Raw genomic sequence first — 26,640 nt, 5'->3', positions numbered from 1 at the left:
GAAAACGAAGCTGCCGCGCATTACGCAGCAGCGGTGGGTGCGGCATTACGGTTGGGCAGCAGCACCGTGCCGGCATGCAGCACCAGGCACAGCGCGATGAAGCCGAAATTGGTCCAGGTGAAGGCCTGCGGCGCGAACGGCGACATCAGGCAGGCATAGGCGATGCGCAGGAAGATCAGCACGTGGAAGATCGATAGCGAGCTGTCGAGCAAGCGCACGCTCCACAGCAGGCCGGCATACAACGCCAGCAGCGCCAGCAACGCGCCGGGCGCGCCCCAGGCCATCAGGAATGGAAAGAACTCGGTCCCCACATTGATGTTGGGCGCATCCAGCGGGATGCCGGTGCCGGCGGTGGCGATCGAGCCACTGAACGGCACCAGCTGATTGACCAGGAAGCTGGCGTTGACATACCCCTTGGCCAGGATCGCGCCGAAGTTGTACGGCCCGGCGCTGATGTACAGCAGCAACCACTGCACGCCCTGCGGCATGGCGCGATACACAGCACTGAACGGCAGGGCGACCGTGGCCAGCGAGCCGGAACGCAGTGCGCCGAGGATGGAAAACACCCCGCCGCCGGCCAGCACCAGCAGGCCGATGGTCTTCCACGGCAGGCGGCGCGCCGGGTCGCGGCGCAACAGCATCACCAGCACGAACGAAAACAGCCCGGCAAAGATGCGGTTGCGGTCGATCACCACGATCGGGAACACGAATCCCAGCACCACCATCGCCGCGCGCAGCCCGCGATGACGCACGCACAGCAGCGCGATCGGAGGCAGGATCCAGCACATGTTGGAGATGTGCCGCACATGCGCGCGCAACGGGCTCAAGGTGGCATAGGAGGACGGATCGCTGAACAGCGGAATCGGAAACAGCGCCACATCCACGATGCAGAACACCGTCACCACCGCCGCCAGCGTCATCACCAGGAACGCGTCGCGGGTGCCGACATAGCGGTAGGCGCGAAAGCGCTCCACCGCAGGCAACTGTATGCGCAGCCTGGCGTCCAGCACGCAGGTCGCAGCGGCGGCGATGGCCAGCAGCGCGATGCCATCCGCATAACCGCCGGGTAAGCAGTAGGTCAGCAGCGTCAGCGCGCAGCTGAGCAGCATCGGCAGTGCCAGATAGGTCGCCGGCCGTCGTAGTAGCGTGCTCATGCCGGCTTCGCTGCGCCGCGCGCCTGCCCGGGCCGCGACCTGGCTGGCAGCGACGACCAGGCATAGGCGAGCAGGTGCCCGATCACCCTGTGCGGCCGACGCTGCAGGAAGGCCACCTTGGCCGCGATGTAGTGCGCCTGTGCGCGCAGCAAGCTGCGCTCGGGCGCGTCGAACAACTCCGCACAGCGCACTGCCACCTGACGCGATTCGCTCAAGTTGGCAATCCGCGTGTGCACGTCCGCGGTCTTGCTGAGATTGCTGCCGTGCAGGCGGTAGGCACACACTGGCACGTCGATAAAACCCAGCGCATCACGTGCGGCCAGGCGCAGGAAAAAGTCCCAGTCTTCGATCCGCAACGATTCGTCCCAGCCGGCGCGCGCATCGAAGGCACTGCGGCGCAGCAACGCCACTGCGCCGCCGACCGCCCACTGCTGGATCACCGCGCGGCGGATGCCGGACGCGGAGCGGTACAGATCGACATCCACACGATGCAGGTCGCGCATGGCGCTGGCGTGCAGCAGTTGCCCATGCTGATCGACCACGCAGGCATCGCCAATCACGGCCAGCTTCTGCGGATGCGCACGCAGGTAGCGCACCTGCGCGTCCAGCCCGCCGGCCAGCAGATAATCGTCGCTTGCGCCCAGCCGCAGATATTCGCCGCGCGCACGTAGCGCCAACTCGTTGAGCGTGGCCGCCACACCACGATTGGCGCGCTGGACGAACTGCACCGGCAGCCGGTGGCCGTGGGAAGCGATCCACTGCACGATCTTCTCGCCGGTCGCGTCGCTGGAGCCATCGTCGATGATGACCAGTTCCTTGCACGGGTACGGGTCTTCCAGCACGCTGTCCAGGCAGCGTTGCACGAAGCGTTCGTGGTTGAAGGCCGGAATCAGCACCGACACCAACGGCCAGCGCGCACGCCGGATGGGATGGGTGGAATCGCTCATGCCGGCTGCACCAGATAACGACGCACCACCACGATGTTGAACAGCAGATACAGCACATAGTTGGCGACGAAGGCATACATCGCACCGATCAGCCCCCATTGGGCGGTGAACAGGTGCACCAGCGCCAGGTAGCTGGCGGCAAACACGCATTCGGAGATCACGAACAGCCGTGTCATCGCCTTGGCCAGCATCACGTACGACAGCACGAAGGCTGCGATCTTGATCACATCGCCCAGCAACTGCGGGGCATACAGCGGCGTGGCCTGGGCAAACCGGGCGTCGAACAACAGCCAGGTCACCCAATCGCGACACACATACACGCCCAGCGCCGTGACGATCACCGCCGGCATCACATGGCGATACGCGGTCCGCAGCTCGCGCCCGAGCGCTGCGCGCTGCTGCAGCGATGCCAGCTTGGGCAGGTAATACACGTTGATGGCGGTGGTGAAGAACAGCAGATACGCATCCGACACCCGGCTCACCGCCTGCCAGTAACCCACCTGCTGCCAGCCGAACTGCAGCGCCAGATGGTCGCGCACCAGGATGGCCACCAGTTGCGGCACCAGCGTGGCGGTCAGCGTCATCACCGAGAAGGCCGCCAGCCTGCGCGTCATCTGCGCATCGAAGCGCATGCGCAACATGTCGCGCCGAAAATAACGGCTGCGCCACAGCGCCGGCACGCCGGCCAGCAACCACAGCACCTGGCCCAGCACCAGCGCCAGCAATGCGCCCTGCAACTGTGCCCGGCTGGACAGCCATGCCACCAGTGCCACGCTCAGCACTGCGCCGCTGACCTGCACCAACGCCAGGCGGCGCACGTCCATGAAGCCGTTGATCACCGCCAGGATGTAGTTGACCAGTGCGATGCCCAGCTGCGCCACGGCCACCACGCAGATCAGCGGCCGGTACGCCGCATCGCCGAGCAGGCGTTCGGCGATGGCGCCACTGAACAGCAACGCCAGCACCGCCATCACGCAAGCTGCGCAGAAGGCGTACCACAGCGCCGCGCTGAGCAGACGTGTCAGCGCAGCGGCATCGTCGCGATATTCGGCCACGTACTTGACGATGCCCGCGCTGATGCCGCCACCTGCCAGCACCGCCAGCACCGACATCAGATTGAGGAACTGGCCCAGGCGGCCGACCCCTTGCGGGCCGGCGTGCACCGCCACCAGCTTCACCACCACCAGCGCGGCCAGCAGCTTGGCCAGCGTCGCAACGCCGGTGTAGGCGCTGCTGCGCACGAGATTCATGCAGCGGTGCCAAACGACTGGCATGCGGCAATCACACGCGCAACCGAGGCATCGTCCAGCGCAGGCCCCATCGGCAGGCTCAGCACCTCGCGGTGCAGCCGCTCGCTCACCGGCAGGCAGGCATCGCCCAAGGTGGTGTAGGCCGGCTGCCGGTGCGGCGGCACCGGGTAATGGATCTGGGTCTGGATGCCCGCGCGCAGCAGATGCGCCTGCAAGGCATCGCGCTGGGTGCTGCGCACCACGAACAGATGCCAGACGTGCTGCGCTTCGGCCACCACCGTGGGCAGCGTGATCAAGGGGTTGTCGATGCCGTGCAGGTAGCGCTGCGCCACCGCGCGGCGCCGGGCGATTTCATCATCCAGATAGCCCAGCTTGACCCGCAGGAACGCCGCCTGCATCTCGTCCAGGCGTGAATTCACGCCCTGACAGAGGTGGTGATATTTCACCTGCGAACCGTAATTGCGCAGCGCGCGAATACGCTCGGCCAGGCGCGCATCCGAGGTCACCACCGCGCCACCGTCGCCGAGCGCTCCGAGGTTCTTGGTCGGGAAGAAACTGAAGGCCGCCGCATCGCCGAAGGCACCGGCACGGCACCCCTGCGCGCTGGCGCCATGCGCCTGCGCGGCATCCTCGATCAGCAGCAGCCCGTAGCGATGCGCCAGCGTCTGTAGCGCCGCCACATCCACCAACTGCCCGTACAGATGCACCGCCATGATGGCGCGCGTCCGCGGGCCGATCGCCTTCTCCACGCTGGCCGGATCGATGTTGAAGGTCGCAGGGTCCGGCTCCACCGGCACCAGCACCAGGTGGTTCTGGCTGATTGCAAGGAAGGTGGCGATGAAGGTGTTGGCGGGCACGATGATTTCATCGCCCTCGCGCAACACGCCCAGCTCGCGATAGCCGCGCAGGATCAGCGACAACGCATCCAGCCCGTTGCCCACACCCACCGCCTGCGCCGCGCCGCAGTAACTGGCGAATTCTTCCTCGAATGCCGCCAGCTCCTGCCCAAGCACATACCAGCCGGCATCGATCACCCGCGCCGCAGCAAGCTTCAGCGCATCGGCATAGCGCGCATTGACCGCGCGCAAATCCAGGAACGGCACATCCATTACAGCATCCACCGATAGAAGTCCTGTACCACGGCACGCGCGCCGAAGCGCTCCTTTTGTTCGACCAGACCGTCGTTGAGCACCCGGCCAGCCTGTTCGGTCGAACTACCGAAGCTGAAGTAATGGCGCTGCGCATACACCTGGGTGATCAGTTCGGCCAGCAGCAGGCTCAGCGCATCCAGCTGGCGACCGCGCGCGGAGACCGCCAGATACTGGGTATGCACGCTGCGACCGAAATCCAGCACCAGCGCTGCCGCCAACAGCTCCCCGTCGGCACGCGCCTCGTGCAGCACGATCTGCTGCGGAAACCGGTGTTGCAGCAATTGCAGCTCGTCCAGCCGATGGGTCGGTGCCACCTGATGGCGCTGCAATACCTGGGTCAGCAGGGCATGAAATTCATCGAGCCGGGTGCCGACCCGGATCTGCACACCGGCCTTGCCCGCCTTGACCAGCGACCGTCGGCGTTCGGCACTGAACGCAAACGGCTCGCGCAATGCAATTGCCGACGACAGGTCGCGCCGGTACAGCTGGGCGCCCACGCGATGCAGGGCATACAGGTCCTCTTCGGCCGGATACGCGTGAAAGATATGCGGCACCGGCTTGTACACGAGTTCGCGCACTCCGTGCGCGCGATAGTGCGCGGCGATCTGTTCGAAGACCTGCAAGGTGGCGCCCGCGCGCAAGGCCCGCGACGACAGCAGGCCCGCATAGCTCAGGCCGGCGTGGCTACTGACGCAGTCGCCTTCCAGGTTCGCCGGCAACACCGCCACCACTTCGCCACCGCGCTCGATCAGCAATGACGCATCCACGAAGCGGTCGGCGTGATAGTCCATGTAGCCGCGTCGATGCAGGACATTGCCATTGCGCGAGGACGCCACCAGTGCATCCCAGGCAGGCGCATCACTGGCCTGGTACGGCCTAACCGAAAACATGGCGCCCCTGCAGCTCCGACGGCAACACGGCATCAGCCAGGCCGAAGCCGGCCTGCCCCATTGCATTGCCGTTGTAGAACATCAACACCCGATCATGCTGCTGGATCAAGGCCGGATAACAGAGCGTGTGCGCATCCCAGCCGTGCTCGGACAGCTGCAGCCCCAGTTGACTGTCATCGCGCTGCCACTGCACGCCGTCGCCACTGAACGCGACACCCGGGAAGTAGCCACCGTGGGTGTCGCCGCGGGTGAAATACATCAGATAGCGCCCGCCCAGGCGATACACGCGTGGACGGCCGATGCGGTATTCGTCGCCCTGCGGGCGCAGGCACACCACATCCTCGGCAGGGAGATGGCGCAGATCCTCGGTCTCCGCATAGCGGATGTGGTAGCGCGGATACGGCTGGCCGCCGATGGTTTCCCAATCGTCGCCCACCGCGTACCACAGCCGCCACCGCCCATCCTCGAAACGTGCCGAATGCACCGCGGCAATCGTGCTGCGGCCGGGAGCGCGATCCAGCAACGGGGTGTCCTGCCGGCGCTCAAAGCGCTCGCCGCCATCGCGGGACACCGCAAGCCCGGTGAAGGCCAGGAACTTGGCCTTGGCCACACGCTGAAAGCCGACGTAGAACATGTACAGCCCATCCGGCCCGGCCACGACATCGCCCAGAATCATGCCGTTGTCGTCGAAACAGCCATCGCGGCCGATATCCAGAACCGGCTGCCGGCTCACGCCGACGATCTGCGTCGGCGCATCGGCGCGCACGTCCACATAGCCGATCCGGCTCACCCCCTGCGCATCGCGAAAGCCTGCATAGACCCGCAGCACCTGCGCAGACAGCCGGTGCGGCGTCGGCGTCAGCGCGGCGTGCTGCATCCAGCCGCCCACGCCGTCGCGCGCAACGTCGAAGACCAGGCCGCGCTTGGTCCAGGCAAACATGCTCACAGCGCCACGTCGAAGCTGGACCTGCCCGCCACCGCGCGCGCCGGCGAGCCCACGTAGACGCGCTCGGTTTCGGTATGCCGGGTGACCAGCGCGCCGGCACCGATGATGTTGTCCGCGGCAATGCGCACCTTGTCGCTGAGCGTGGCGTTGACACCGATGAAGCTGCCGCGCCCGATCTCGCAATAGCCGGAAATCACCGCGTGCGAGGCGATGAAGACATTGTCCTGCACCACGGTGCGGTGACCGATGTGGTTGCCGCTCCACAGGATGCAGTTGTCGCCGATCCGGGTGAACGGCTGGATGACATTGCCCTCGAAGAGGAAACAGTTGGCGCCGATCTGCGCATTGCGCCAGACGAACGCACGCGAACTGACGTAGCTGGCGCAGCGATAGCCGCGCCGCAGCATGTCCTGAAAAAAGCGCGTCCGCAGGCGGTTGAGCCGCGTGGCCGGGATGGCCACGAAGACCTCGTACTGCGCGGGCGGATAACGCTGTTCGAGCTCCTCAAAGGCCACCACCGGCAGCTCGGCCAGCGTGGGCCGCAGCAGGAAGTCGCGCTCCACGCTGAAGGCCACCACGGTGTAGTCGCTGTCGTGCTGAAAATACTCGCAGGCGATCTGCGCAAACTCGCCTGCGCCAATGATCACCAGTGGCTTGTGCACGCTCATGCTTCCAACCTGCGTGCTTCCAGGCCGCTGCCAGCGCGCGCCTCGCTGAGGAACTGGTCGTAATCCAGAATGTAGTCGGCGGGATCGTAGAACTGGTCGGCCAGCACCATCAGCACGCAGTCGGGGCTGAAGCGATGCAGGTCGCGCCACACCATGCGGCCGAGCAGCAGGCCCTGCGATGGATCGTCCAGCACCACTTCCTGCTGGCCGTGGCCATCGCCCTGGTCCAGCAGGATCGTCACCGAGCCATGCAAGGCCACCGCAAGCTGGTTGAGCTGACGGTGTGCATGCTGTCCGCGATGGACGCCGTTGCGGGTGCCGAACAGGTAATACACGCGACGTATCTCGAACGGGACATTGCGCTGCTGCTCCAACGAAATGAGCAGTCCGCGATCGTCGCCGTGGGTATGCAACTGGATGCGTTCGATGGCCATGATCGGAAGGGCGTAACCGCTGACTGCACGTAGTGCGACATGCCTGAGTGCGCCGGGATGCGCGAAAGGTTGCGCGCGGTCACGGCGCTGCGAAGCCAGGTGCGCACAAGCGCAGTTGCGCACGCCGCCGCACATCGATGTGCGGCGCATGCGAGCGAAATGCCGACTGCAACGCAACCTTTCTCCGACATCACCGCACATATCAGTGCACGTTCACCTGGCCGCCGTTCGGCCGGCGTGGGGAGCCAGGCCTGGCAGCGCACTGCCGGAACCAACGACCACCACCGGAAGACAGATCAGATGAGTCCATCCCCCCAGCCGCCCGCTAGTGCGTCCGCCAGCGGCGCAGGCCCCATGCCGCTGCCGGAACAGGCGCCCGCAGCAGCGCGCGTGCTGCCGCTGCCAACCTCGATGCGTGTCCTGCACTGGCTTACCGTGCTGTGCCTGGCCATGGCGGCCACGCTGATCCTGCTGCGCGCCGAACTGGATGGCCGCGCACTGCGCCAGTGGCTGCTGGAAGGTCACCGCCACTTCGGCCTGTTGGTACTGGTGTTGTTCGCCTTGCGGGTCGGTTTGCGGTTGCGCCTGCGCACGCTGCCACCCGGCCCGCCCGCCTCGCTGCCGATGCGCCTGGCCGCTGGTACCACGCATGTGGCGATGTACGGGCTGATGCTCGCGTTGCCGTTGCTGGGCTGGGCACTGAGCGGTGCCTTCGGCAAGACGGTGTATTTCTTCGGCATCCCGCTGCCCGCGTTGGTCGCACCCGATGGCGACCTCGGCGACACCCTGGGCATGTGGCACTTGAATGCCGCCTGGGCGCTGCTGGCGCTGGTGCTGCTGCATATCGGCGCCGCGCTCTGGCATCACCTGGTCTTGCGCGACGGCCTGCTGCGTCGCGTGCTGCCGGGCAAGCGCGCATGAGCCGCCGCATGCCGCCCTCTGTGACCCGTTTCCTCGCCCGTTCCCGCACCGCTGCATCCCGCACTGTCGAACAAGGACTTTCCATGCCTGCTCCCCAGCCCGCTCCGCGTCGCACCGCCACGCGTCCCGCCTCCCTGACGTCCTTGTTGTGCGTGTCCGGCCCGTTGCTGCTGCTGGCCAGCACGCACGCCCAGGCGATCCCCTCGTTCGCGCGCCAGACCGGCTCGTCCTGCGCGGATTGCCACATCGGTTCCTACGGCCCGTCGCTCACGCCTTACGGCATGCGCTTCAAGCTTGGCGGCTTCACCGATACCAATGGCGAAGGCACCAAGATCCCGGTGTCCGGCCAGCTGACCTGGGCGCGCAACAATCCCAGCCGCGGCGACAGCACCGCGCGGCTGACCCAGGCGGACCTGTATCTGGCCGGCCGGGTCAACGACAACATCGGCGGCTACTCCAAGATCCGCTCCAACAACAGCGGCAATGCCACCTTCGATACGCGCCTGGACGATGTGGACCTGCGCTTTGTCAGCAAACCGTTCCAGATGGCCGGCAAGGACACCATGCTCGGCGTCAGCGTCAACAACAATCCGGGCATTTCCGACCCAGTGCATGTGTTGCCGAATGCGTCCACCCTGACGCCGGCCTCCAATGGCGGCGCGTCCACCATGCTCAGCTCCTCGTCCCTGTCCAACCGCGTCATCGGTGCCAGCGTGTACGGGCTGTACGACAAGAACTGGTACGGCGAAGTGGGCAGCTACAGCGCGTTGTCGCCCTCGGCGCAGGATCGGCTCGGCTGGCCGATCAACGGCGACCCGGGCAAGCTCAGCGACACCAGTTATGCGCGTCTTGCGTACATGAAGGACATGAAGCGGCAATTCTTCTCGGTGGGCCTGACCGCGCTCAACACGCGTCGCCAGCGTCCGCGCAACGGGCCCAGCGATGACCTCACCGATTTCGGCTACGACCTGACCTATCAATTCCTCGGCACCCGCGAACACGTGCTGTCGCTGGCCTACGTCAACATCTACGAGCGCCGCAGATACGGCAGCCCGCTGATTCCGTCCGATCCAACCATGCCCGCGCTCGACCGTGGCAGCGTGCGCGACCAGACCATCAGCATGAACTACGCGTTCAAGCAGACCTACGGCGTGCTGGCCGCGCACATGATCAACACCGGTTCGTTCGATGCAGCGCGTTATTCGCCGGTCGGCATCCCCGACACCACCAGCAATCTGATCCTGGTGTACTGGAGCCCGTTCGGGCGCGAAGGCACCTACACCACCAATGCCAACCTGCGCGTGTCGGCTGGCTGGTTCCGCTTCGACAAGTTCAACGGCAGCACCTCCAACGTGTTCCGCGGACCGCCGATCACCAGTCCGCGCGACCTCGACAGCTTCACGCTGTCGGTGAACCTGGCGTTCTGATTTCCCCTGTTGCACGCAACCGTACGGACTCCCATGCCTTCATTTCCCAAGACCCTGTTGTGCGTTTCGCTGGCCGGCCTGCTGCTGGCCGGCGCCACCCTGACCGCCCCGGCGCGGGCCGCCGATGGCAAGAGCGTGTTCGCAAGCGAATGTGCCGAATGCCACAGCGCCACCCAGGGCAAGAACAAGAAGGGCCCGTCCCTGTTTGGCATCGTCAACCGCCCTCCCGGCAGCGTGGCCGATTTCAGCGGCTACTCGCCCGACCTCAAAGCTTATTCGGCCGTGCTCAAGGGCCGCTCGACGGACCTGATGCCGAACAAAGGCGTCTGGGATGCAAACAGCCTGAAGGCATTCCTGAAGCAGGACTCCAAGAAGGCACTGCCGGGCACCAAGATGAAGTACGAAGGGCTGGAGGACGAAAAGGAATTGGACGCGCTGATCGCCTACCTCGCTACCCTGCATTGAGACCGTCCGGCAGGCGACGGACCGGCCGCGCCGGCACCCCGGTGCGGGATGCCTGCCCCAGGGCGGTCCCGGCACTGGCCTGACGGCGCCGCCGGTGGAGAGGGATGCCCGCTTCAAGCAGCGTACAGCCGGCCGGCCGCAGTGTCCGCGTCCAGCACCGCCCCCCGGACCAGCACTGCACATGTGTGCCGGGCCGCGTTGCCTGAACCGGTCCCTTCGCGTATACGGACGAAACCGTCGCAGCCGCGGCGGTCTCGTCCTGCGTGATGGGTGACTATCCCGCCCCGCCCTGTGCCGACGTCCTACGCCCTTGCCCACCGTGTCACCCGCCCAGCACGCCCCCTTACGACCGCGACGCCGCTGCGCCTGCGGCGGGCAGCCGTGGGGCGCGATCGGTGCTCGCCCGACGCTGTCCGCCGTGTTTTTGTCGCCAGGCCTGCCTTGCACGTCTCTGCGCTGCGGGCGGCGCCACCGCGCGCCGTTGCGCCGCAGTCTGTTGCTGGCGCTGGTACTGGGCCCGTGCGGCAACGCGCTGGCGGATAACCTCGGCGGCGCGGTCGCCGTGGCCTCGACCCTGATCGACCGCGGCATCTCGGTCGCCCCCAACCGCGTCACCCTGCAGGCAGCCGGCTACTGGCTGCCCTCCCCCGGCTGGTCGGTCTCGGTGTCCACGGCACTGCAGTCGCCCTCGCTGAGCCGGCCGGTAGCGGTGACTGCCCAGGGCGCACGCGCCTGGATGCTGGACGACCGTTGGCAGATGCAGGCCAGCCTGTTGTATTACGCCTACCCCGCCGACCGCCAGTCGCGCACCTTCGACCGCCAGGAAGCGAGCCTGGCGTGGTCCTACCGCGACATGCTCACGTTCTCGCTGTCCACCTTCAATTTCCCGCGTGCGCAGCGCTCGCCCTGGAACAAGGTGATCGATGTCACCGCCAGCGTGCCGCTGTCGGCCAGTGTCAGCCTCTCGGCAGGCGCCGGCATCTCCGACTTTCCGGCCATGACCTACGGCGCCCAGAGTTCCGGCCGCTATCGGTATGGGCAACTGGGCCTGAAATGGAACCACGCCGCATGGACCGTGAAGCTGGACCGGGTGCTGACCAGCAGCAACACCCCGCGCGCGCAGGGCGGCCCCGGCGAAACGCCGTGGGTGGGCATGGTGTCGCGCGCGTTCTGATCCACCCGCAACCTTTTGCCCGCTCCCGGGCACCTAGAGGTGTCCTCTGCCGTGCGTGCCTTGATGAATGACTCCGACACCCTGGGTGATGCCACCGATCGCATGCTGCTGCGCCGCATGGCGGCAGGCGATCGCGCCGCGTTGTCCACCATGTACACCAGCTATCACGGCCGGCTGTCCCGGTTCCTGTCGCGCCTGACCCGGCGCCCGGACATCATCGAGGAAGCCATCAACGACTGTTTCTGGATCGCCTGGCAGAAGGCCGGTGACTTCCGCGGCGATTCGCAGGTCTCGACCTGGATCATGGGCATTGCCTACCGCTGCGGTCTCAAGTGCCTGCGCCAGCACGACGGCGAGGCCATCGACGATACCGCCATGGTGGAAGACCACGCCCCCAGCGCCGACGACAACGACGACCGCGAACTGCGCGACTGGCTCGACAAGGGCATGGAACGGCTGTCGCCGGACCAGCGCCTGGTGATCGAACTGGTCTATGGCGTCGGCCACAAGCTGGAAGAAGTCGCCGAGATCATGCAGTGCCCGGTGGGCACCATCAAGGCCCGGCTGTTCCATGCGCGGGTCAAATTACGCAATGTGCTGCCCGGCCTGGCCGGCGGCGCCCCCTATACGGAGACCATGCAATGAAGACGTTTTTCATCGCGCCTGGCAAGGAATGCTCGCACGCCTGGGAACTGATGCCCGCGGTCCTGCTCGACAGCGCCACCGAGGAAGAGAACACCTGGCTGATCGCGCATGTGGCCAAGTGCGTCTCGTGCAGTGCCGAGTTCGCCCAGCAGAACCGCCTGCGCCAGGCGCTGGCACTGCCGTCGGCGGTGAAGCTGGACCCCAACGCCGGCCTGCAGCGCCTGCTCGGCCGGCTGGATGCGCCGGAGCAGATCAGCGCGCCTGCGCCGCCGCCGGCAGCGCGCCGCTCCGGCAGCTGGACGGTACGCGCCCTGGCGGCCGCGGCCCTGGTGCAGGCGATCGGCCTGGGCGTCATGGGCGTCAAGCTGGCCTCGCCGGCGCCCTCGCACGACTACCGCACGCTCAGCAGCGCCACCGCCCAGCCGGTGCCGCAAGGCGCCATCCGGGTGGTGCCGGACGCCAGGATGACCGTGGCCGACTGGGACCGCCTGCTGCATGCGCAGCAGTTGCAGGTGATCGGCGGGCCCAACGACATGGGCGCCTACACCGTGGTGCCGGCCGCACTGCAACCGCCGGCCCAGCCGCAGCGGACCGTGCAACAGCTGCGCGCCAACCCCGGCATCCGGATGGCCGAGATCGTGTCCGCGCCATGAAGCGCATGCTCGCCATCGGCGTGATCGCCGCATGCATCGGCCTTGGCACGCACACCAGCGTGCAGGCCGCAGCGCAGGAGCCGGCGCAGGTCGCCGCCGCCGCCAGCAGCACGCCACCGGCAGCCGATGCGCAGACGCCCGACAGTAGCCGCGACATCCTGCTGGCGGTGGCCAACCCGCTCAGTGCGCCGCCGGCGCGCGCCGGTTCCAGCCTGATCGGCTACGCCTCCAGTTACTACGGCGCCGGCCAGAAGGCGGCCGCGCGCATGGAAGCGCTCAAGCAGCGCTACAAGCTGCGCGAAGTCGCCGGCTGGCCGATCACCTCGCTGGGCCTGTACTGCGCGGTGTTGCAGCCGCCACCGGGCGTGTCGCGCGACGAACTGGTCACTGCGCTGGCCGACGACGACGGCGTGGAGCTGGTGCAGCCGGTGCAGGATTTCTCGGTGTTTTCCGCCGACGCGTCGGAAAAGACCACCGCGCTGTCCGGCTACAACGACCCGTACGTGGATCTGCAACGCGGCTTCATCGCCACCGATGCGGCCGTCGCGCAGACCGTCACCCAGGGCCGCGGCGTGGTGGTGGCGGTGGTGGATACCGGCGTGGACACCACCCATGCCGACCTGAAGACACGCATCCGCGATGTGCACGACCTGGTCGACGACGCGCCGGTGATGACCAGCAGCGACTCGCACGGCACCGAGGTGGCCGGCATCATCGCCGCCGGCAGCAACAACCATCAAGGCATCGTCGGCATGGCGCCCAAGGCCATGCTGAGCATCTACAAGGCCTGCTGGTATGCGCCCAGCGTCGGCGCCACCGCACGCTGCAACACCTTCACCCTGGCCAAGGCGCTGGCGGCGATCAACAACAGCTCCGCGCGCGTGATCAACCTGAGCCTGGGCGGCCCGGCCGACCCGCTGCTGAGCAAGATGCTGCAGCACCTGGTGCAGCAAGGGCGCATCGTGGTCACCGCAATGCCGCCGAACGGGCGCCTGGACGGCTTTCCCAACGATGTGCCGGGCGTGCTGGTGGTCCGCAGCAGCAGCTCCAGCGCCGCCATGCCCGGCGTGCTCAGCGCCCCCGGCAAGGACATCCTGACCACCCAGCCGAACGGCCGCTACGACTTCACCTCCGGCTCGTCGATGGCCACCGCGCATGTCAGCGGCATGGTCGCGTTGCTGCTGTCGCTGTCACCCTCGCTGGATGCCAAGGCACTGCGCGAGCTGATGCAGCGCACCAGCAAGATCTCCGACGGCCAGTTGCAGGTCAATGCCGGCGCCGCCGTGCAGGCACTGGCGCCTCCCGCCCGACATTCCAACTGACGACACCGGCATGGCCAAGTGGATTCCCCTGTGGCTGCATAAACTCAGCTCGCCGCCCGTCTTCTATCGCGTCGCCGGACGCGTGCGCCCGTGGGCATTGGGCCTGGCGCTGCTGCTGGGTGCGGTGGCCGTCTACGGTGGGCTGGTGCTGGCGCCGCCGGATTACCAGCAGCACGACGCCTACCGCATCATCTTTATCCACGTGCCCAGCGCCTGGATGAGTCTTTTCATCTATGCGGCGATGGGCGTGGCGGCGTTCATCGCGCTGGTATGGCGGATCAAGCTGGCCGAGGTGGTGACCATGGCCTCGGCGCCGATCGGCGCGGCCTTCACCTTCATCACCTTGTGCACCGGCGCGCTGTGGGGCAAGCCGATGTGGGGTACCTGGTGGACCTGGGATGCGCGGCTGACCTCCGAGTTGCTGCTGCTGTTCCTGTATCTGGGCGTGCTCGGCCTGTACCACGCAGTGGAAGAGCGCCGCCAGGCGATGCGCGCGGCCGGGCTGCTTGCGCTGGTGGGCCTGGTCAATCTGCCGATCGTGCATTACTCGGTGGTGTGGTGGAACACCTTGCACCAGGGCTCCACCGTGCGCCTGCTCGGCCCCTCCACGATGAGCGCAGACATGCTGTGGCCGCTGCTGACGATGCTGCTGGCCACCAAGTGCTACTACGTGGCCAGCCTGTTCGGCCGCGTGCGCGTGGACCTGCTCGCCCTGGACAGCGGCAAGGACTGGGCACGCCGCATCGTATTGACCGGGCGCACCGCATGACCACCTTGCTGGCCATGGGCGGTTACGGGCAATACGTGTGGACCGCGTACGCCGTGTTCGTGCTGGTGCTGCTGGCCGATCTGGCATCGCCGTGGTTGCGTCGGCGCCGCCTGCCGCGCGAACTGCGCGGCCAGTTGCAACGGCAGACGCCGCGGCACGCGCGCGATGTGGCGTCTGCAGCGCCGCTGGAGCGTGAGGCCCCATGAACGCCACCCGCAAGCAACGCCTGTGGCTGGTGATCGGCGCACTCGCCGCCGCCGCTTTGGCCGTCACGCTGATCGTGCTGGCACTGCAACGGAACATGAGCTATCTGTTCACGCCCAGCCAGGTGCATGCCGGCGCAGCGGCGAGTTATCAGCAGTTCCGCCTCGGCGGCATGGTCAAGGCCGGCTCGATCCAGCGCGCCACCGACAGCCTCACCGTCCATTTCACCGTGATCGACAAGCACGCCGCGACGCAGGTCGAATACACCGGCATTCTTCCGGACCTGTTTCGCGACAACCAGTCGGTGATCGCCAACGGGCGCATGCAGGGCGGGCGCTTTGTCGCCAATGAAGTGCTGGCCAAGCACGACGAAACCTACATGCCGAAGGAACTGAAGGACGCGATGGCCGAAGGCCATGTCGGCAAGCCGATGCCCGCCACCGCCGTGCCGCTGTCTGCGCCGCGCTGATGCGGCGCGCACGGTGTTCCAGCAATCGATGATCTCCCTTCGCTGCACGATGCGATTTGCCCATGACGCCTGAACTCGGCCAGATCGCACTGATCCTGGCGTTACTGCTCTCGCTCGCCCAGGGAGTGTTGCCGCTGGTCGGCGCCTGGCGCGGCAATACCGCGTTGATGGGCATTGCGCGGCCTGCCGCGGTCGGCCAGGCGCTGTTCGTGTGGATGGCGTTCGGCCTGCTCGCCTGGTCGCTGCTGTCGCTGGATCTTTCGGTGCGCTATGTCGCCGACAACGCCAACACCGCCCTGCCCTGGTACTACCGCTTCGCCGCGGTGTGGGGCGCGCACGAAGGCTCGTTGCTGCTGTGGATCGCGATCCTGTCGACCTGGACGGTGCTGCTGGCCGCCTTCAGCCGGCATCTGCCGCAGCAGTTCGCCGCGCGCGTGCTGGCGGTGCTGGGGCTGGTGTCGGTGGGCTTTCTGGCCTTCATCCTGCTGACCTCCAATCCGTTCGGGCGGCTGTCGCCAATTCCGCTGGATGGCAACGAACTCAATCCGGTGCTGCAGGATCCGGGCATGACCTTCCACCCCCCGGTGCTGTACACCGGCTATGTGGGGTTCTCGGTGGCGTTCGCGTTCGCGGTGGCGGCCCTGCTCGGCGGCGAACTGGAACAGGCCTGGGTGCGCTGGGCGCGGCCGTGGACCAACGTGGCCTGGGCCTGCCTCACCGCCGGCATCGTTGCCGGCAGCTGGTGGGCATACGCGGAACTGGGCTGGGGTGGCTGGTGGTTCTGGGACCCGGTGGAAAACGCCAGTTTCATGCCGTGGCTGGTCGGCACCGCGCTGATCCACACCCAGGCGGTCACCGAAAAACGCGGCAGCCTGCGCGCCTGGACCATCCTGCTGTCGATCCTGGCGTTCTCGCTGTCGTTGCTGGGCACCTTCCTGGTGCGCTCGGGCGTGCTGACCTCGGTGCATGCCTTCGCCGCCGATCCGCGCCGCGGCCTGTACATCCTGATCTTCCTGATCGCCGTGGTCGGCGGCTCGTTGCTGCTGTACGCGCTGCGCGCACCCAGGATCGCCAGCGGCAAACCGTTCGCCGCCGCCTCGCGCGAGACCGCGATCCTGATCGGCAACCTGCTACTCACCGTGGCCGCGGCGATGGTGTTGCTGGGCACCTTGTTTCCGCTGGTGGCCGATGCCTTCGGCCTGGGCAAGGTGTCGGTGGGGCCGCCCTACTTCGGCTTGCTGTTCCCGCTGCTGATGATGCCGGTGATGCTGTTGCTGCCGTTCGGCCCGTACCTGCGTTGGGGTAAGGCCGAGGCGGCGCCGTTGCGGGCACTGGGCACGCGCGCCGGCATCGCCGCGATTGCCTGTGCGCTGGTCGGCAGCCTGTTTGCCGATGGCCAGGTCAAGGCGATTGCCGGGATCGGGGTCGCCGCATGGGTGGCAGCCGGCACCGCGCTGTACATGCACAAGCGCTGGCGCGAGATGCCGCGCGGCCGGCGCTTTCCTGCGGAAATGGCCGGCATGCTGCTCGCGCATGCGGGCGTGGCGGTGTTCGTGGCCGGCGTGCTGGTGTCTGAAAGCCTGTCGGTCGAACGCGACGTGCGCCTGGCACCCGGGCAGACCGCCGAGATCGCCGGCTACGCATTCCGCTTCGATGGCGTGCAACTGATCGACGGGCCGAACTGGAAGGCCGAACAAGGCAGCGTGCAGGTCAGCCGCGATGGCCAGGTGGTGGCGCAACTGCATCCGCAAAAACGCCTGTACAGCAGCGAGCGCATCCAGACCGAATCGGCGATCGACCCCGGCATCACGCGCGATCTGTATGTCGCACTCGGCGAGCCGCTGGACGACCAACACATCGAATACGACTGGACGCTGCGGCTGTACTACAAACCCTTCATCCGCTGGATCTGGGCCGGCGGCCTTTTGATGATGCTGGGCGGTTTCGTCAGTGCCTGCGCCCGCCGTTTCCGTGCGCCGGTCCTCGCCGGCACGGCGCCCACGGCATCGGCACACGGCGCCCTGGTCACCGCACAGGAATCGCACGCATGAACCGTCTGCTGCCCTTGCTGGGTTTCCTGTTGCTAGCGGCGCTGTTCGGCTTCGGCATCTACTGGACGATGCAGCACAACCCGCGCGAGGTGCCCTCGCCGTTGATCGGCAAGCCGGCGCCGGCGTTCTCGCTGCCGCTGCTGGATCAGCCCGGGCAACGCGTCAGCCGCGATCAGCTGCTGGGCAAGGCCTACGTGCTCAATGTGTTCGGCAGCTGGTGCGCCGAATGCGTGCACGAACATCCGGTGCTGATGGCCCGCGCCAGCCGGCTCGGGGTGCCGCTGATCGGCTACAACTACAAGGACGCGCCTGCCGACGCCACCGCCTGGCTTGCGCAACATGGCAACCCCTATGCGTTGGTCATCGCCGATGAAACCGGCCAGACCGCGATCGACTTCGGCGTCTACGGCGCACCGGAAAGTTTCCTGATCGATGCGCAAGGCGTGATCCGCTACAAGCACATCGGCGTGCTCACGCCCGAGGTCATCGACGACGCGCTGCTGCCCGCCATCGCCGCATTGCCCAGGACCACGCCGTGATGGCGGCGCGCCGCGCATGGCGCTGGTACTGGCGCATGCAGGGCCGGCCATTGCGTTTGCTGCTGGTGCTGCTGCTGGGCGCGCTGCTTGCACCGCCGCTGGCGGCGCAGGCGGTGGACCCGCTGCCGTTCACGAACCGCAGCGACGAAGCGCGCTACCAGCGCCTGACCGCACAGCTGCGCTGCCTGGTGTGCCAGAACGAGAACCTGGCCGACTCCAACGCCGCACTGGCGCGTGACCTGCGCCATCAGGTGTTTGCGCAACTGCAGGCCGGCAGGAGCGATGCGCAGATCAAGCAGTACATGGTCGATCGCTATTCGGATTTCGTGCTGTACGACCCCCCGGTCAAGCGCGGCACCTGGCTGCTGTGGTTCGGTCCGTTGCTGCTGCTGGGCGCCGGTGCGGGCGTGGTGATCCATACCGTGCGCAAACGTGCGCGTGCCGGCACCCCGATGGCGCCGCAGGCGGAGGAAGAGTGGTGATGACGGGTTTCTATGTCGCAAGCGCCGCGCTGGTGGTGGTTGCCTTGCTGTTGTTGCTGGTGCCGTTGCTGCGCCGGCCCACACGCAATGGCAACGCACGCTACATCTTGCCGATTGCCCTGGTGCTCGGCGTGCCCGTCGCCACGGCCGGTCTGTATCGGCTGGTGGGCGCGCCGGAGGCGATCGCGCGGCGCGTGTACGCGGCGGCGCAGCCCCTGGCGCAACCGGCCGCCGCGCCGCCGTCCATTGCCGGTGCTGAGCAAACGCGAGCCGCCCAGGCCGACGCTGCGCAGGAGCAGAGACTGGAAGCGTTGATGCAGCAAGCTAAAGCGCACGAGCAGGACGACCGCCCCGCCGATGCGCGTGAAGCCTATGCGCAAGCGCTGAAGATCGCGCCCGATCTCAGCGCTGCCCTGGTCGGCTGGGTGGCTGCGGACATGGCCACGCGCAGCGATTTCGCCATCGACGCCGACGCACGCGCGCGCCTGCAACAGGTGGTCGCACGCGAGCCGGATCATCAACGCGGCCTGTGGCTGCTGGGCATCAGCGACTTTCAGCAGCACGACTACCGCGCAGCCAGCGCGCACTGGCGCCATCTGCATGGCTTGCTCGACGCCGGCTCGCCGATGCAGAAAGCGGTGGCCGACAAGATCGCCGTGGCCGAAGCCCTGGCAAGCACGCGGCAATCCAGGCGTGCAGCGCCCTGAAGCCAGCTGCGGACTGTGCCGCGTTCAAAGACACCACGCTGCCAGCCGACCGCAGCGCCGCCATGGCGGCGGCCGCAATCGACCGCGTGACGCACTCAGGCCGACGGCCCCAGCACCTCGTGCAGCTTTCCGCTGAACTCGCCCAGCGTAAATGGCTTGGCGATCATGCTCATGCCTTCGGCAAGAAACTCGCCGCGATCGCGCGCAGTTTCCGCATAGCCGGTCATGAAGATCACCGGCAGATCGCCGCGCGACTGCCGCGCGATCTCTGCGAGCTGGCGCCCGTTCAGTCCAGGCAGGCCCACATCGGTCACCAGCAGATCGATCCGCCGCGGCGAGGCCAGGATCGGCAGCGCCGCATCGGCATCGGCAACCACATCGGCCTGATAGCCCAACTCGTTGAGCAGCTCGGTCACCAGCAGCCGCACCTGTTCGTCGTCTTCCACCACCAGCACCTGCTGGCCGCGCCCGGCCACCACCGCGCCGGCTTGCGGCTGCGGCGACACCGCCTGCGGATGGAGACCGGCCGGCAGATACAGGCTCACCGTGGTGCCCACCCCCAGTTCGGACTCCACCCACACCTGCCCGTTGGACTGCTGCATGAAGCCGTAGATCATCGACATGCCCAGGCCGGTGCCCTGCCCGATCGGCTTGGTGGTGTAGAACGGTTCGAACACACGCTCCAGCACATCGGCCGGCATGCCGGCGCCGCTGTCGGTCACCGACACCACCGCGTAATTGCCCGGCGCCAGCGTCACCCCGCGCCCGAGTGCCAGCGGCTGCCCTTCGACCTGCAACTGCCGGGTGGCGATGCGCAACCGCCCGCCGTCGGGCATCGCATCGCGGGCATTGATCGCCAGGTTGAGCAGCGCGCTTTCCAGCTGGTTTTCGTCCACATACGCCTGCGGCAGGTCGGCCTGCAGGTCGGTGTCCAGGCGCACCGATTCGCCCAGCGTGCGCGCCAGCAACTCCTGCAGCGACACCACCAGATCGTTCAGATGCAGGTGCCGCGCTTCCAGCGATTGCCGGCGCGAAAACGCCAGCAGCCGTTGCGTCAGTGCAGCCGCGCGCAGGGCCGATGCCGACGCCACATCCAGGAAGCGGCCCAGCCCCTCGGTGCGACCCTGGTCGATGCGCAGGCGCGCCAGATCCAGCGCCGACAGGATGCCGGTCAACATGTTGTTGAAGTCGTGCGCGATGCCGCCGGTCAGCTGGCCCACTGCTTCCATTTTCTGCGCCTGGCGCAATGCCGCCTCGCTGGACTCGCGCGCCAGCATCTGCTGCTGCAGCTCGGCGGTGCGCTCGGCCACCTTGATCTCGAGCAGACTGGCCTGCTGCTGGATCGATTCCAGCGCCAGCGCGCGCGCGGTGATGTCGGTGGCAAATACATGAAAGCCGTCCACCTTGCCGTCCGCATCCAGGCGCGGCATGTAGCGGATCTCCGCATCCCGCCGGCGCCCGTCGGCGTGCGGCCAACTCGCCTCCACCGTCAACGCCTGCCCGGCCAACGCGGCTTCGATCCAGGCGCGACGCTCCTGCACCACCGCAGGTCCGACCACGTCCACCAAGGGCTGCCCGATCACTTCTGCAGGCGGGATGCCGATCCAGTCCTCGTACGAGCGGTTGGCAAAGCGGTACACCAGGTCCTTGTCGATGAAGGCGATCAGCACCGGCAGCGCATCGGTGACCCGGCGCAATTCGGCCTCGCTCGACATCAGTGCGGTCTTGCTTTCGGCCAACTGCGCCATCTGGTCGCGGATCACGAACTGCTTCTGTCGCGAGCGCAATGCAGTGGAAATGGCGCTCAGCAACGAGGACGAACTCAGCGGCCGTTCCAGCTCGATGACATTGGTCACTTCCGGCGGCAGCGTGGCCTGCCGCCCGCCGTGGGCGCCGCGTGGTGCACGCAGCAGCACGAACGGAATATCCGACCAGGCAGCCTGGCTCTGCAGGATGTGCGAAAGCCGCTGCAGATCGCCGCCGACCGCTTCTTCGGTCAACACCACCACACCGGAGGCATCGAGCAGGTCGTCCGCCAGCGCTGCCAGCGAGCCATACACCCGGCGTGTCAGTCCGCGCTGGCCGACGATGCCGGCAATGCTTTCCGCATCGCGGCCGAATGGCGCGATGATGTGGACGATGGATCCATCCGGGTCACAGGTAGTCAAGGGGACGATCCAGCAATGGCGTATCGTCCCCGACGAAGTGCGGCGTACCGGTCAGCACGCCGTGGAATTTCTCCAGCGGCTCGCTCAGATGGATACCGCTCGTCCCGATGCGCAACTCGCGGATCGAATCCTCATGCGCGCCACTGCGGTTCTTGATCACCGACAAGGCCTTGCGGATGCGCCCCTGCGCCTCGAAGAAGCGGAACAGGATGACGGTATCGGCCATGTAGGAGATGTTGAGGTTGCCGGTGGACATCGTGCCGACCAGGCCATGCTGCGGATTGACCAGGAAGGTGGTCACGCCGCTCTGGTTGAGATAGGAAAGCAACTCGTGCATCTGCAGCATCAACTGCTTTTCCTGCGGCATCGAGGTGAGATAGCCGTTGAGGCTGTCGATCACCAGCAAGCGGCAATCGCGCTCTTCCACACTGGCGCGCACCGCCCAGGCGAACTCGCCCGGGGTCAGTTCGGCCGGATCCATCTGATGCAGTTCCAGCAGGCCCGCGTCCAGATACTTGCGCAGATCCATGCCCAGACTCTCGGCACGCGTCAGCAAGGTGCCGGTGCGCTCGTCGAACTCCAGGATGCAGCAATGCTCGCCGCGCTCGCAGGCGGCGGTGACGTACTGCAGCGCGATATTGGTCTTGCCCGACCCGGCAGGCCCGGTCAACAGCGTGCTGGTGCCGCGCAACGGCCCGCCGTGCAGCAGCGCATCGACCCGCTCAACGCCACTGGACACCGCATCGCCAATGAACGGCACGTGGTGGTCGGAGGCGATCAGACGCGGATAGATCCGCATGCCGCCGGTGGTGATGGTGATGTCGTGATAGCCGGCGATGAAATCCACGCCACGCAATTTCTGCACCTGCATGCGCCGACGCGCCGCACCGAAATCCAGCGTCATGCGTTCCAGCGAAATCACCCCATGGCACAGGCTGTGCAGATGCGCGTCGCGTTCGCCATTCTCGCCGGTGAGGTCATCGACCAGAAACACGGTGATATTGCGCGGCGCAAAGAACTGCTTGAGCGCCAGCACCTGGCGCCGGTAGCGCAGCGAATCCTGTGCCAGCAGGCGCAACTCGGACAACGAATCGAAGACCACACGCGTCGGCTTGACCCGGTCCACCTCGGCCTGGATCAGCTTGATGGTGCCGTCCAGCTCCATTTCCCACGGGTGCAGAATGGACTGCTGGCGTCCATCGCCCAGAAACGCCTCAGCCGAAGCGAGCTCGAAGATATGCAGCGCCTCCAGCGACCAGTCGTGCGAGGTGGCCACCTCGTTGAGCTCGTCGATGGTTTCCGACAAGGTCACGTACAGGCAGCTCTCGCCCTTGGCCGCGCCATCGAGCAGGAACTGCAGCGACGCTGTGGTCTTGCCCGAGCCCGGCTGGCCTTCCAGCAGGTACAGGCGGTTGGGCGGCAGCCCGCCGCGCAAGATGGTGTCAAGCCCTGTCGTACCAGTCGTAATGCGGTTTGCGATCATCGGCTTCAGATTTCCCATGGACCTAAATTTATCACGGGCGCGTCATGCGCCGCTGCGCGCGCGTGAATCGATCAGCTTGCTTGGCGCACCCTGCGCACCTGCACTACCGGCATCGTGCCGTGATCGGTGCCGCGCTTTATGACAGTTCCGACACGTTCGTCACGCGCGCAGGCCTAGCGTTGCAGCTGAAGTGCATCGCGTGGTTGCGATCGCTCGAGGACTGCGGTGAATCACGCATCATGTAACGCCCGTATCTTGCTGGTCGAAGACGACGATGCCATTCGTGCGATGACCGCCGATATCCTGGGTGACGAGGGCTATCAGGTCACCGCTTCGCCCGATGCCGAGCAGGCGCTGGAGCAACTCAACCGGTCGTGCCCGTTCGATCTGCTGCTTTCCGATATCTGCCTGCCCGGCATGAACGGGCGCGACCTTGCAGACAGCGCGCGCCGCCTGTATCCCGCATTGCCCATCGTGTTCATGACCGGCTACGCCGGCTCCATTGCCAAGCGCGCGGATTTTCTCGATACCGGCATGCGCCTGTTGACCAAGCCATTTTCCTTGCGTGACCTGCTCGGCATCGTGCGCACCGCGCTGTAGGCGCACCCAACCGCCCGCAACGTGCTCCACCTCCGCATCACGGCGCTTTGCGCTCCAGCAGTTGCGCCACACGGCGCTCCAGGTCCACCGCCAGGAATGGCTTGGTCAACACTTCCATGCCCTCGTCCAGCTGCCCGGCGCCCACCGCCGCCGTTGCCGCATAACCGGTGACGAACAGCACCGGCAGTGTCGGCCGGTACTGCCGGCCTGCGTCGGCAACCTGACGTCCGTTCAACCCGCCGGTCAGGCCGACGTCGGTCACCAGCAGGTCGATCGCTTCCTGCGAACGCAGGCGCTCCACCGCCGCGCTGCCTTCGGCGGTCTCGATGACACGGTAGCCCGCTTCGCCCAGCACTTCGGACATCAGCACGCGGATCGCGGTTTCATCTTCCACCAGCAGCACCGTGCAGCTCTGCGCCGCCGAGTGCACCGGTTGCTCGCTCGCCGGTACCGCCTCGTCCTGCGGCAGCGCGCCGTTGAAGCGCGGCAGGTACAGCGCCATCGTGGTGCCCACGCCCACCTCCGAGTCGATCCGCACGTGCCCGCCGGACTGGCGGGTGAATCCGTAGATCATCGACAGCCCAAGACCGGTGCCCTGCCCGATCGGCTTGGTGGTGAAGAACGGTTCGAAGACCTTGGACATCACCTCGGCGCTCATGCCGGTGCCGGTGTCCTGCACGCTCAGGCACACGTACTCGCCGACCGGCAGGTCCAACTGCTGGGCGGCTTCGGCCTCCAACACCCGGTTGGCGATACCGATGGTGAGCTCGCCGCCATCGGGCATCGCATCGCGCGCATTGATGCACAGGTTCAGCAGCGCGTTTTCCAGCTGTGGCGCATCCACCAGCACTTTCCAGGCATCGGGTGCGGGGCGCAGCCGCAAGGCAATCGACGGCCCCAGCGTGCGCGCGATGATGTCGTGCATGCCGTGCACCAGTGCCTGCACCTCCAGCGCGGTGGGCGCCAGGGTCTGCCGGCGCGAAAACGCCAGCAGCCGCTGGGTCAACGCGGTGGCGCGCGCGGCACTGGATTGGGCCATCTCCACATAGCGTTCCAGGCGGTCGTACTTGCCCTGTTCGATCCGCGTCTGCAACAGCTCCAGGCCGACGCTGATCGCGGTCAGCAGATTGTTGAAGTCGTGCGCCAGCCCACCGGTCAGCTGGCCAACCGCCTCCATCTTCTGGCTCTGGCGCAGCTTCTCTTCGGCCAGCAGCAGCGCCGCGCTGCGTTCGCGCACACGCTCTTCCAGCGTTTCGGTCAGCTGGCGCAGCTGCTGTTCGGCCAGCCGCTTGTCGGTGATGTCGGCAGCGGTGCCGAACCACTCCACGATCTGCTCGCGCTCGTCCAGCAAGGGGATCGCGCGCATCAGGGTCCACCCCACCTGCTGATCGGCATCCAGCACGCGGTATTCCAGATCCAGCCCGGACTTGTTGACGATCGAATGCGCAATGGCTTCGGACAGCCGTGCGCGGTCGTCCGGGTGCACCATCTCCTGCTGCCAGTTCAGGCTCGACGAGAGCGCATCGCTCAGCGCGCCCTCGCCCACCAGCTGGCGAAGCTCGCGCCAATCGGCCGTGGCCGAAAAAATCGATTGCGAGGACGCGCGCACCAACGCATCCAGCCGGCGCTCGCTCTTGCGCAAGGCTTCGCTGGCCAGCCGCTCGGCAGTACGGTCGCGCAACACCTTGACAAAGCCGATCGCCGCACCGGTTTCGTCGCGCAGCACCATCAGCGAACCATTCGCCCAGAAGCGCTGGCCGGACTTGCGCACATGCCAGCGCTCGTCCATGCCGCTGCCGCTTTCCAGCGCCGCCGCTGCCTCGATCAGGATCTGCCGGCGCTCCACGTCTTCCGGGGTGAAGGTGCGCTCCAGCGTCTGGCCGAGCATCTCGGCCTCGCTCCAGCCCAGGATGCGCTGCGCGCCCTCGTTCCAGGACGTCACCAGGCCGTACAGGTCGGTGGCGATGATCGCGTAGTCCATCACGCTGTCCAGGATCTGCCGGTTGCGCACTTCGGCTTCGCGCACCGCGCGTTCCAGGCCGATGCGATCGGTGATGTCCAGGCCCTGCACGAAGACGCCGGAGACGGTGCCGTCGGCACCGGCGATCGGCTGGTAGACCAGATCCAGCAGGCGCCGCTCCACCGCGCCGCCCGGCTCCACCTGCACGTTGTAGGCGAGCGCGTTGGCCGTGTAGGCGCGCCCGGACTGATACACCTCGTCCAGCAAACGCAGGTGCCCCTGCTCGACCAGATCGGGCAAGGCCTCGGCCAGGGGCTTGCCGATCACGTCGCGGTGGCCGATCAGGCGCGAATAGCACGGGTTGGCAAACTCCACCCGATGCTGCGGACCGCTCAGGAACGCCATGAACATCGGCGCCTGCTCGAACAAGCGGATCAGCCGTTCGTGTTCATCGGCAAGCCGGTTCTGCGCCACCTTGCGGGCGGTCACTTCGTTGGTCACGCAAAACGCGCCGCCCACGCGTCCATCGTCCAGATAAATCGGCGAGAACGAGAACGTCCACCAGGTGTCTTCCGGGGTGCCGTAGCGGTTCATGCCGATCGGCACTTCATCGAAGCGCGAGGCGCGCCCCGCGAACGCGGCCTCGATCGGCGCACGCACGGCCTCCCAGGCATCTGCCCACAAGTCCCGCAACGGCGCACCCAGGGCGTGCGGCTGCCGCGGCCCCAGGATGGGCGCATACGCATCGTTGTAGAAAAAGGTCAGCGCATCGCCCCACACCACATACATGCTTTCCGGCGAGCTGAGCATCAGGCTGACGGCATTGCGCAACGGCGACGGCCACTGCGTGGTCGGCCCCAGCGAGGTTGCGGCCCAGCCGTATGCGCGCACGGCCTGGGCCATGGCGCTCTGGCCATAAGGAAACGGCGCGCTCATGCGGCGCCCGGGCGTGCTGCCGTCCAGCGGCAGGCGTCATGCGTGCAGCGCGCAACGCGGTGTGCGGCCAGCTTACCAGTCACCCAAACAAGCATCTTTGACAAAACCATTGAAGAGGAATCAGGGGCCAACGCCGCGCATCGCCGGCCGGCAGGGTCGGACATGCCGGCCTGACCTGCCAGCGCAACGCCCTCCGGCATCGCCGTCGGCACCGCGCGCAGCGTG

General features: G+C 66.8%; 26 protein-coding genes. 15 read left to right on the top strand and 11 right to left on the bottom strand.

The window, feature by feature from the left end; translation table 11 throughout:
• Window positions 1-20: 20 nt before the first annotated feature.
• Genes CPBF1521_RS08930 through CPBF1521_RS08895 form a run of 8 tightly spaced genes read right to left on the bottom strand, consistent with a single transcriptional unit; the run spans window position 21 to window position 7,440 of the window.
• Window positions 21-1,154 carry a hypothetical protein gene (locus CPBF1521_RS08930; RefSeq protein ID WP_115676764.1) on the bottom strand — a complete coding sequence of 378 codons (1,134 nt, stop codon included), beginning with the start codon at window positions 1,152-1,154 and terminating at the stop codon, window positions 21-23.
• Window positions 1,151-2,101: a glycosyltransferase gene (locus CPBF1521_RS08925; protein ID WP_115676763.1), complete on the bottom strand. Its 951-nt coding sequence runs from the start codon at window positions 2,099-2,101 to the stop codon at window positions 1,151-1,153. The genes CPBF1521_RS08930 and CPBF1521_RS08925 overlap by 4 nt, the downstream gene beginning before the upstream one ends.
• Window positions 2,098-3,351, bottom strand: coding sequence for an O-antigen translocase (locus CPBF1521_RS08920; RefSeq protein ID WP_115676762.1), 1,254 nt, complete (start codon window positions 3,349-3,351; stop codon window positions 2,098-2,100). The genes CPBF1521_RS08925 and CPBF1521_RS08920 overlap by 4 nt, the downstream gene beginning before the upstream one ends.
• The gene (locus CPBF1521_RS08915) at window positions 3,348-4,460 is read right to left on the bottom strand and encodes a DegT/DnrJ/EryC1/StrS family aminotransferase (RefSeq protein WP_115676761.1); all 1,113 of its coding nucleotides are present in this window, start codon (window positions 4,458-4,460) and stop codon (window positions 3,348-3,350) included. Before CPBF1521_RS08915 ends, CPBF1521_RS08920 begins: the two co-directional genes overlap by 4 nt.
• Complete coding sequence (locus CPBF1521_RS08910; protein WP_115676760.1) at window positions 4,460-5,392, bottom strand: GNAT family N-acetyltransferase; 933 nt, start codon at window positions 5,390-5,392, stop codon at window positions 4,460-4,462. The genes CPBF1521_RS08915 and CPBF1521_RS08910 overlap by 1 nt, the downstream gene beginning before the upstream one ends.
• Window positions 5,379-6,332: a glycoside hydrolase family protein gene (locus CPBF1521_RS08905; protein WP_115676759.1), complete on the bottom strand. Its 954-nt coding sequence runs from the start codon at window positions 6,330-6,332 to the stop codon at window positions 5,379-5,381. Before CPBF1521_RS08905 ends, CPBF1521_RS08910 begins: the two co-directional genes overlap by 14 nt.
• Before the next feature lie 2 nt (window positions 6,333-6,334).
• Window positions 6,335-7,006, bottom strand: coding sequence for an acetyltransferase (locus CPBF1521_RS08900; protein ID WP_115676758.1), 672 nt, complete (start codon window positions 7,004-7,006; stop codon window positions 6,335-6,337).
• Window positions 7,003-7,440 (bottom strand): sugar 3,4-ketoisomerase, encoded by a 438-nt coding sequence (locus CPBF1521_RS08895; RefSeq protein ID WP_104582862.1) that lies wholly within the window; start codon window positions 7,438-7,440, stop codon window positions 7,003-7,005. The genes CPBF1521_RS08900 and CPBF1521_RS08895 overlap by 4 nt, the downstream gene beginning before the upstream one ends.
• A gap of 354 nt (window positions 7,441-7,794) precedes the next feature.
• Between CPBF1521_RS08895 and CPBF1521_RS08890 the strand changes: the two genes are divergently transcribed.
• From CPBF1521_RS08890 to CPBF1521_RS08825, 14 genes are all read left to right on the top strand, one after another.
• On the top strand, window positions 7,795-8,361 hold the full coding sequence (locus CPBF1521_RS08890; RefSeq protein ID WP_181116179.1) for a cytochrome b: 567 nt from the start codon (window positions 7,795-7,797) through the stop codon (window positions 8,359-8,361).
• An 83-nt stretch (window positions 8,362-8,444) separates the two neighbouring features.
• On the top strand, window positions 8,445-9,788 hold the full coding sequence (locus CPBF1521_RS08885; RefSeq protein WP_115676757.1) for a cytochrome C: 1,344 nt from the start codon (window positions 8,445-8,447) through the stop codon (window positions 9,786-9,788).
• Between the two features lie 33 nt (window positions 9,789-9,821).
• A complete protein-coding gene (locus CPBF1521_RS08880; protein WP_115676756.1) occupies window positions 9,822-10,253 on the top strand; it encodes a c-type cytochrome in 432 nt (143 codons plus the stop codon).
• 451 nt (window positions 10,254-10,704) lie between these two features.
• Complete coding sequence (locus CPBF1521_RS08875) at window positions 10,705-11,427, top strand: TorF family putative porin (protein ID WP_104582957.1); 723 nt, start codon at window positions 10,705-10,707, stop codon at window positions 11,425-11,427.
• Between the two features lie 63 nt (window positions 11,428-11,490).
• Window positions 11,491-12,072: a sigma-70 family RNA polymerase sigma factor gene (locus tag CPBF1521_RS08870; RefSeq protein ID WP_115676755.1), complete on the top strand. Its 582-nt coding sequence runs from the start codon at window positions 11,491-11,493 to the stop codon at window positions 12,070-12,072.
• Window positions 12,069-12,725, top strand: coding sequence for a zf-HC2 domain-containing protein (locus CPBF1521_RS08865; protein WP_181901176.1), 657 nt, complete (start codon window positions 12,069-12,071; stop codon window positions 12,723-12,725). Before CPBF1521_RS08870 ends, CPBF1521_RS08865 begins: the two co-directional genes overlap by 4 nt.
• Window positions 12,722-14,047: a S8 family serine peptidase gene (locus CPBF1521_RS08860; RefSeq protein ID WP_115676753.1), complete on the top strand. Its 1,326-nt coding sequence runs from the start codon at window positions 12,722-12,724 to the stop codon at window positions 14,045-14,047. Before CPBF1521_RS08865 ends, CPBF1521_RS08860 begins: the two co-directional genes overlap by 4 nt.
• A gap of 10 nt (window positions 14,048-14,057) precedes the next feature.
• On the top strand, window positions 14,058-14,816 hold the full coding sequence (ccmC, locus tag CPBF1521_RS08855) for a heme ABC transporter permease CcmC (protein ID WP_115676752.1): 759 nt from the start codon (window positions 14,058-14,060) through the stop codon (window positions 14,814-14,816).
• Window positions 14,813-15,022 (top strand): heme exporter protein CcmD, encoded by a 210-nt coding sequence (gene ccmD, locus CPBF1521_RS08850; RefSeq protein WP_104648498.1) that lies wholly within the window; start codon window positions 14,813-14,815, stop codon window positions 15,020-15,022. The genes ccmC and ccmD overlap by 4 nt, the downstream gene beginning before the upstream one ends.
• On the top strand, window positions 15,019-15,489 hold the full coding sequence (gene ccmE / locus CPBF1521_RS08845; protein WP_115676751.1) for a cytochrome c maturation protein CcmE: 471 nt from the start codon (window positions 15,019-15,021) through the stop codon (window positions 15,487-15,489). The genes ccmD and ccmE overlap by 4 nt, the downstream gene beginning before the upstream one ends.
• Before the next feature lie 62 nt (window positions 15,490-15,551).
• A complete protein-coding gene (locus CPBF1521_RS08840) occupies window positions 15,552-17,540 on the top strand; it encodes a heme lyase CcmF/NrfE family subunit (RefSeq protein ID WP_115676750.1) in 1,989 nt (662 codons plus the stop codon).
• Window positions 17,537-18,079 carry a DsbE family thiol:disulfide interchange protein gene (locus CPBF1521_RS08835; protein WP_104582852.1) on the top strand — a complete coding sequence of 181 codons (543 nt, stop codon included), beginning with the start codon at window positions 17,537-17,539 and terminating at the stop codon, window positions 18,077-18,079. The genes CPBF1521_RS08840 and CPBF1521_RS08835 overlap by 4 nt, the downstream gene beginning before the upstream one ends.
• Complete coding sequence (locus CPBF1521_RS08830) at window positions 18,079-18,561, top strand: cytochrome c-type biogenesis protein (RefSeq protein ID WP_181901175.1); 483 nt, start codon at window positions 18,079-18,081, stop codon at window positions 18,559-18,561. The genes CPBF1521_RS08835 and CPBF1521_RS08830 overlap by 1 nt, the downstream gene beginning before the upstream one ends.
• Window positions 18,561-19,268, top strand: a complete 708-nt coding sequence (locus CPBF1521_RS08825; protein ID WP_115676749.1) for a tetratricopeptide repeat protein — start codon at window positions 18,561-18,563, stop codon at window positions 19,266-19,268. The genes CPBF1521_RS08830 and CPBF1521_RS08825 overlap by 1 nt, the downstream gene beginning before the upstream one ends.
• A gap of 95 nt (window positions 19,269-19,363) precedes the next feature.
• Here the strand turns inward: CPBF1521_RS08825 and CPBF1521_RS08820 are convergent, their stop codons facing one another.
• Window positions 19,364-21,436: a PAS domain-containing sensor histidine kinase gene (locus CPBF1521_RS08820; protein WP_115676748.1), complete on the bottom strand. Its 2,073-nt coding sequence runs from the start codon at window positions 21,434-21,436 to the stop codon at window positions 19,364-19,366.
• Complete coding sequence (locus CPBF1521_RS08815) at window positions 21,423-22,937, bottom strand: ATPase domain-containing protein (protein WP_104582848.1); 1,515 nt, start codon at window positions 22,935-22,937, stop codon at window positions 21,423-21,425. Before CPBF1521_RS08815 ends, CPBF1521_RS08820 begins: the two co-directional genes overlap by 14 nt.
• 237 nt (window positions 22,938-23,174) lie before the next feature.
• On the opposite strand from CPBF1521_RS08815, the gene CPBF1521_RS08810 reads away from it, so the two are divergent.
• A complete protein-coding gene (locus CPBF1521_RS08810) occupies window positions 23,175-23,519 on the top strand; it encodes a response regulator (protein ID WP_104648493.1) in 345 nt (114 codons plus the stop codon).
• A gap of 37 nt (window positions 23,520-23,556) precedes the next feature.
• Here the strand turns inward: CPBF1521_RS08810 and CPBF1521_RS08805 are convergent, their stop codons facing one another.
• Window positions 23,557-26,415: a hybrid sensor histidine kinase/response regulator gene (locus CPBF1521_RS08805; protein WP_115676747.1), complete on the bottom strand. Its 2,859-nt coding sequence runs from the start codon at window positions 26,413-26,415 to the stop codon at window positions 23,557-23,559.
• Between the last annotated feature and the right edge of the window lie 225 nt (window positions 26,416-26,640).

Origin of the sequence: Xanthomonas euroxanthea (assembly GCF_900476395.1) — a bacterium.
GTDB lineage: Bacteria > Pseudomonadota > Gammaproteobacteria > Xanthomonadales > Xanthomonadaceae > Xanthomonas > Xanthomonas euroxanthea.
Note: the sequence above shows the minus strand (reverse complement) of the source record. Positions and strands in the feature narration are given on the sequence as shown.

What these genes read in the sequence shown, in the direction of transcription:
- CPBF1521_RS08920 (WP_115676762.1), bottom strand. Translation starts at nt 3,351, where the DNA reads ATGAATCTCGTGCGCAGCAGCGCCTACACCGGCGTTGCGACGCTGGCC.
- CPBF1521_RS08825 (WP_115676749.1), top strand. Translation starts at nt 18,561, where the DNA reads ATGACGGGTTTCTATGTCGCAAGCGCCGCGCTGGTGGTGGTTGCCTTG.
- CPBF1521_RS08890 (WP_181116179.1), top strand. Translation starts at nt 7,795, where the DNA reads ATGCCGCTGCCGGAACAGGCGCCCGCAGCAGCGCGCGTGCTGCCGCTG.
- ccmC (WP_115676752.1), top strand. Translation starts at nt 14,058, where the DNA reads ATGGCCAAGTGGATTCCCCTGTGGCTGCATAAACTCAGCTCGCCGCCC.
- CPBF1521_RS08885 (WP_115676757.1), top strand. Translation starts at nt 8,445, where the DNA reads ATGCCTGCTCCCCAGCCCGCTCCGCGTCGCACCGCCACGCGTCCCGCC.
- CPBF1521_RS08860 (WP_115676753.1), top strand. Translation starts at nt 12,722, where the DNA reads ATGAAGCGCATGCTCGCCATCGGCGTGATCGCCGCATGCATCGGCCTT.
- CPBF1521_RS08900 (WP_115676758.1), bottom strand. Translation starts at nt 7,006, where the DNA reads ATGAGCGTGCACAAGCCACTGGTGATCATTGGCGCAGGCGAGTTTGCG.
- CPBF1521_RS08830 (WP_181901175.1), top strand. Translation starts at nt 18,079, where the DNA reads ATGGCGGCGCGCCGCGCATGGCGCTGGTACTGGCGCATGCAGGGCCGG.
- ccmD (WP_104648498.1), top strand. Translation starts at nt 14,813, where the DNA reads ATGACCACCTTGCTGGCCATGGGCGGTTACGGGCAATACGTGTGGACC.
- ccmE (WP_115676751.1), top strand. Translation starts at nt 15,019, where the DNA reads ATGAACGCCACCCGCAAGCAACGCCTGTGGCTGGTGATCGGCGCACTC.
- CPBF1521_RS08905 (WP_115676759.1), bottom strand. Translation starts at nt 6,332, where the DNA reads ATGTTTGCCTGGACCAAGCGCGGCCTGGTCTTCGACGTTGCGCGCGAC.
- CPBF1521_RS08910 (WP_115676760.1), bottom strand. Translation starts at nt 5,392, where the DNA reads ATGTTTTCGGTTAGGCCGTACCAGGCCAGTGATGCGCCTGCCTGGGAT.
- CPBF1521_RS08930 (WP_115676764.1), bottom strand. Translation starts at nt 1,154, where the DNA reads ATGAGCACGCTACTACGACGGCCGGCGACCTATCTGGCACTGCCGATG.
- CPBF1521_RS08880 (WP_115676756.1), top strand. Translation starts at nt 9,822, where the DNA reads ATGCCTTCATTTCCCAAGACCCTGTTGTGCGTTTCGCTGGCCGGCCTG.
- CPBF1521_RS08805 (WP_115676747.1), bottom strand. Translation starts at nt 26,415, where the DNA reads ATGAGCGCGCCGTTTCCTTATGGCCAGAGCGCCATGGCCCAGGCCGTG.
- CPBF1521_RS08925 (WP_115676763.1), bottom strand. Translation starts at nt 2,101, where the DNA reads ATGAGCGATTCCACCCATCCCATCCGGCGTGCGCGCTGGCCGTTGGTG.
- CPBF1521_RS08835 (WP_104582852.1), top strand. Translation starts at nt 17,537, where the DNA reads ATGAACCGTCTGCTGCCCTTGCTGGGTTTCCTGTTGCTAGCGGCGCTG.
- CPBF1521_RS08915 (WP_115676761.1), bottom strand. Translation starts at nt 4,460, where the DNA reads ATGGATGTGCCGTTCCTGGATTTGCGCGCGGTCAATGCGCGCTATGCC.
- CPBF1521_RS08895 (WP_104582862.1), bottom strand. Translation starts at nt 7,440, where the DNA reads ATGGCCATCGAACGCATCCAGTTGCATACCCACGGCGACGATCGCGGA.
- CPBF1521_RS08815 (WP_104582848.1), bottom strand. Translation starts at nt 22,937, where the DNA reads ATGGGAAATCTGAAGCCGATGATCGCAAACCGCATTACGACTGGTACG.
- CPBF1521_RS08865 (WP_181901176.1), top strand. Translation starts at nt 12,069, where the DNA reads ATGAAGACGTTTTTCATCGCGCCTGGCAAGGAATGCTCGCACGCCTGG.
- CPBF1521_RS08840 (WP_115676750.1), top strand. Translation starts at nt 15,552, where the DNA reads ATGACGCCTGAACTCGGCCAGATCGCACTGATCCTGGCGTTACTGCTC.
- CPBF1521_RS08870 (WP_115676755.1), top strand. Translation starts at nt 11,491, where the DNA reads ATGAATGACTCCGACACCCTGGGTGATGCCACCGATCGCATGCTGCTG.